The following is a 4731-nucleotide window of genomic DNA, read 5'->3' on the forward strand; positions in this document are numbered from 1 at the left end:
GGATTAGCTTTAAGTTTATTCCAGATGATTTGCCGCAAAGTATTAATTTTTTCTAGAGAAGCTTCGGTAAATTGTTCTACAGTAGTCTGAAATACCAAAGCAACAATTGTCGCCACTGTTATCGGTTCCATAGATAAAATCGGGGTGATGAGGGTTAACTTATTTATCGGGTTTTTGGGGGTATAAGTTGCCAGCAATTAAACAACTCTTACCCCCATCATAGAACTTGTAATTTCATTTAAGTAGGTAGGCACAATTATTTGTAGGATGGGTTAGCGGCAGCGTAACATGAGCGAGCGTTGGGTTTCATGCTTCAACCCAACCTACGTTCTATCATAGAACTTGTAATTTCATTTAGGCGGGTACTTCAATTTTACCCTGTCCGGCTAATCCAAAAGCGGCGTGAACCACTTGTAGGGACCTGACTCCATCTTCCTGATTCACCACACAACTGATTTTTATATCAGAAGTAGCAATCATCAAAATATTAATTTTCTCCTTTGCTAAAGCTTCAAAAAAGCGTGCTGCTACCCCCGGTTGTCCTTCCATTCCCGAACCAACAATGCTCACTTTGGCCACATCATTATTAACCACCACTTCCTGTAACCCCAAACTTTCCGATAGTTCTAAGAGGATTTTTTGGGCTAAATTAGCATCAGCTTGGGGCAAAGTAAAAGCGATATCCCGTCGGGGAATACCATCGACAATGCGACAGCGTTGGGATTGAATAATCATATCAACACTGACATTTTTTGCCGCTAAAACCGAGAAAATTCTCGCCGCCATCCCCGGGCGATCGGGGACGTTACGAATAGCCATTTGGGCCTGATTATTATCTAGGGCCACTCCCCTGACTGGGACTAAATTGTTAGGGATTTCGCGATTAGCAACTTTAGCAGAATACTCCACTTGAAAAGCATCACAAAGGACTTTAATTGCTTTTTCTCCGTCCGCTTCATCGATGACACAACTGACTTTGACTTCAGAAGTGGAGATCATTTCGATATTAATTGCCGCTGCGGCCAAAGTGCTAAATATTTGGGCAGCAATTCCCGGCCGGCCGATCATACCGGCGCCGGTAATGGCGATTTTAGCGGCCCCGGATTCGATGATCACTTCCGCTTCCTCTGTATTAGTGGGATGGGAACGTAAAACTGGTGCGATCGCTTCGGCCACGGATTGGGCTTTTTTCAAGGCATTTCCCATCACCGTAAAGGCGATATCGTTGCTGTCCCCCTCGTGAATCGATTGAATAATTAAATCCACGTCCACCTGTTGATGAGCGATTTCCCCGAATAAACGGGCAGCGATGCCGGGACGGTCAGGAACCCGTAAAAGGGAGATTTTCGCCTGATTACCGTCAAATTCCACCGCATCCACTGCTTTTGTCAATTCCAATCCTTGCAGGGTGCGCGGTTTCGGTGCCGGGGATGTCACCCAAGTACCAGGCTCATCTGTCCAACTGGAGCGGACAACCAAGGGAACCCCGAAGTTTTTAGCGATTTCCACCGCTCGCGGGTGGAGAACTTTCGCTCCTAAACTGGCTAATTCGAGCATCTCATCGCAGGTAATTTGGTCTAAAAGACGCGCTTCGGGGACTAAACGGGGGTCAGTGGTGAGAATACCGGGTACATCGGTGTAAATTTCGCAAAAATCGGCTTTTAAGGCGGCCGCTAGGGCCACAGCCGAGGTATCGGACCCACCGCGCCCCAAGGTGGTAATCTCTAATTGATCGCTATCGCTAACACCTTGAAAACCGGCGACAACAACTACTTTACCCTCCGATAGATGACGGGAGAGGCGATCGGTTTTAATTTCTAAGATGCGGGCGCGACTATGTTCGGATTCCGTGACAATTCCCACTTGAGCGCCGGTTAGGGAGATGGCCGGTTGTCCGATTTCCTCTAGGGCCATACTCATCAAGGCGATTGTCACCTGTTCCCCCGTGGATAATAACATATCCATCTCCCGGCGCGAGGGTTCGGCGGCGATCTGTTTGGCTAAATTGACCAATCCATCGGTGGTTTTACCCATGGCAGAAACGACCACCACCACGGTGTTTCCTGCTATTACCGTATTTTTGACCCGTTGAGCTACCGATTGAATGCGTTCCACGGAACCTACCGATGTACCACCGTATTTTTGGACAATTACAGCCATAGTTGTCAGCGCTAGAGACTTTCTATCTTTGTTCAATCTCCAACTTATCAAAATTCCTTAACGATAAGTGGTTTTGGTTAACATTCCTTATGTTTTATCTCAAATGCCGACTATCTAAATTAACCCTTAAGACTGCACCGGAGAAAGGAGCGCCAGAGCTAGGTTGAGGCAGTTCGAGCATTTGTACTAAAATACCCCTACTCAGTTTAAATACAGTACATTTATGCTATTAATAATATTTTGGCTCTCTTAGGTTTGGTGGGTATTATGAAAGATATTTTAATGTTAGATACAGTAACAATTATCAATTCTGATACTCCCTTAATCTTAGGACTGATTCATGGTAGGGTTAATTCATGAATTAACCCTACCCTTGGTAAGGGGTAAATCTGACAATTTTTAACACCTACCTACTTAATATCTTATAGATTTTACTCGGTTTTTGGGTTGCGTGTGTTTCCCCTCGGAGTTTAATTTAAATCTTTAAGGGCAGCAAATAAATAATTAGCTAAAGTTACTCCATCTACTCCTAATTCTGTCCTTTCTTTGGCCGCTAAAATGCCGGCTTGAGCGTGTAAATAAGCCGCTAATGCGGTTGCTTCCGGGGCATTATCCTGCATTTGGGTTAAGAATCCGCCGATTAATCCCGTTAAGACATCACCACTACCACCTCGCGCTAAAGCGGAGCTACTTTCGGGAATTAAATACATTTTACCTTCCGGGGAGGCGATTATAGTTCTGGCTCCTTTTAATAAGACAATTGCACCACTTTGTTGAGATGCTTTTTGAGTGATATTAATTCTATCTTGAGAACCTGATAAGTGAGGAAATAAGCGTTTAAATTCTCCCCAATGAGGCGTTAAAATTGTCTTATTTTGGCGGGATGATAATTTTTCTATACCGAGTTGAGCCAAAATATTTAAAGCATCGGCATCGAGTATAATCGGTTTATCACTATCTAAAACCTGTTCGATAATAGCAGGATTTTCTGTGGTTAATCCAGGACCACAGGCGAGGGCATGATAATTATTTAATTCTAGGGGAAGTTCGGCAATAGCTCCCGTGGCAGTTTCGGGACAATCGATAATTAATGCTTCTGGTAAATGACTAATTAATAAAGATTTAAGGGCAGCAGGAACAGCAATAGAAAGCATTCCCACACCACTACCTCGCGCTCCTAATCCGGCGAGAATTGCCCCCCCCGCATAACGACGAGAACCACAGATAATTAATAAATGTCCCTGCTGATATTTATGGGTAAGTAGAGGACGGGGTAAAGGTAAATAAGGGCGAATTAGATCGGGATTAACCCTCAGAATTGGCGGTGAATCTTGTAGAATTGTTTCTAGGTCAAGGGGACTAATTCCTATGTCAATTAACTCCACTTTACCTAGATAAGGTAAGGCCAAATCTTGTAAAAAAGCTCGCTTCCAGAGTCCCAAACAAAAGGTATGAGTGGCTTTAATTGCCGTGCCTAAAACCTCTCCGGTGTCGGTGTGAATTCCCGAAGCAATATCGATACTAATTACTGGTTTTTGCCAACTATTAATTTTATCGACTAATTCGGCAATATCTGCCGATAAAGTCCTTTCTAAACCAAAACCGAAAAGACCATCGATAATTAACTGACAATCCTCTAAAGATTCTAAAGTTTCCTGAAAAATTAAGCCTAAATGCTTGACATAATTAGCCTGTTGTGCTGTTAAATCCTTGAGTTTGGCGATCGGACAAAAAAGAGATACTTGATAACCGGCGAGATGTAATTCTCTAGCAATTACGAGAGCATCACCGCCATTGTGACCAGGGCCGACGATAACGCCGATTTTTGGGAAATTAGCCAAAGAATAGGACTTTTTAAGCTGTTGTGCCGTTAACAGGGCTGCCTTTTCCATCAAAGCGGCCACAGGCATACCGGAGGCAAAAATTGCCCCTTCAATGCGACGCATCTGCTCGCTATTAACCACGTTTGACCGATAATTGTAGCTCATTCGAGGGATAAATTGCCTGTTAGCAGGTCTAGACACTTTTTTGCCGAAAAATTGCCAATTAGCCCGAATTTTCACCGGCTGAAGGCTGGGTTGGGTGATAATAACCAGATCATTCTGTCTAGTTTTAGCTTGACGGTAAGCAGTGGATATATTGACTAATTCTCGTAGTTGCTGACCGAAAATTTGGGTTTAAGGTTCCCCGTCATGCCCGCTTAGGATCGGGCGGCTTTAAGAGATAATATTGTCATTTTATTTCTTTTGCCCTAAAATATTGATACTCGGTCAGGCAGTCTCAAAATATTTGTCCTTGAACACAAAGTTAAGCCAAAACCTAATCAGATAGAAGCCATTAATCAGGCAATACGGACAACTCAGTTTGTTCGGAATAAAGTTCGGCGTTATTGGATGGATAATCGTGGTGTTGGCACAGGGTAAGCGCATCTTCAGCAATTCTCATTTTGAAAACAAAAGAAGATAAAGTTCTCTATGTGAACAAGAGAACTTCTGTCTAATTATCATTTTTTTTCAAGATAATCATCATAATTAGCTTCAAGAGACAGTTTTAAAATATCTGCCCATAAAA

The 4731-nt window shown here is 43.3% G+C and carries 2 protein-coding genes and 1 pseudogene; 1 reads left to right on the forward strand and 2 read right to left on the reverse strand.

Annotated elements, in window-relative coordinates; genetic code table 11:
* Positions 1 to 354 precede the first annotated feature (354 nt).
* Positions 355 to 2160, reverse strand: a complete 1806-nt coding sequence (locus IM477_RS21655) for an aspartate kinase (protein ID WP_287733414.1) — start codon at positions 2158 to 2160, stop codon at positions 355 to 357.
* Between the two features lie 470 nt (positions 2161 to 2630).
* Complete coding sequence (locus IM477_RS21660) at positions 2631 to 4148, reverse strand: NAD(P)H-hydrate dehydratase (protein ID WP_287733415.1); 1518 nt, start codon at positions 4146 to 4148, stop codon at positions 2631 to 2633.
* 297 nt (positions 4149 to 4445) lie between these two features.
* Between IM477_RS21660 and IM477_RS21665 the strand changes: the two are divergent.
* Positions 4446 to 4574: pseudogene (locus tag IM477_RS21665) on the forward strand (RNA-guided endonuclease TnpB family protein); the annotation flags it as partial.
* Positions 4575 to 4731: the final 157 nt, after the last annotated feature.

Source organism: Microcystis sp. M090S1 (assembly GCF_020246295.1).
GTDB lineage: Bacteria > Cyanobacteriota > Cyanobacteriia > Cyanobacteriales > Microcystaceae > Microcystis > Microcystis aeruginosa.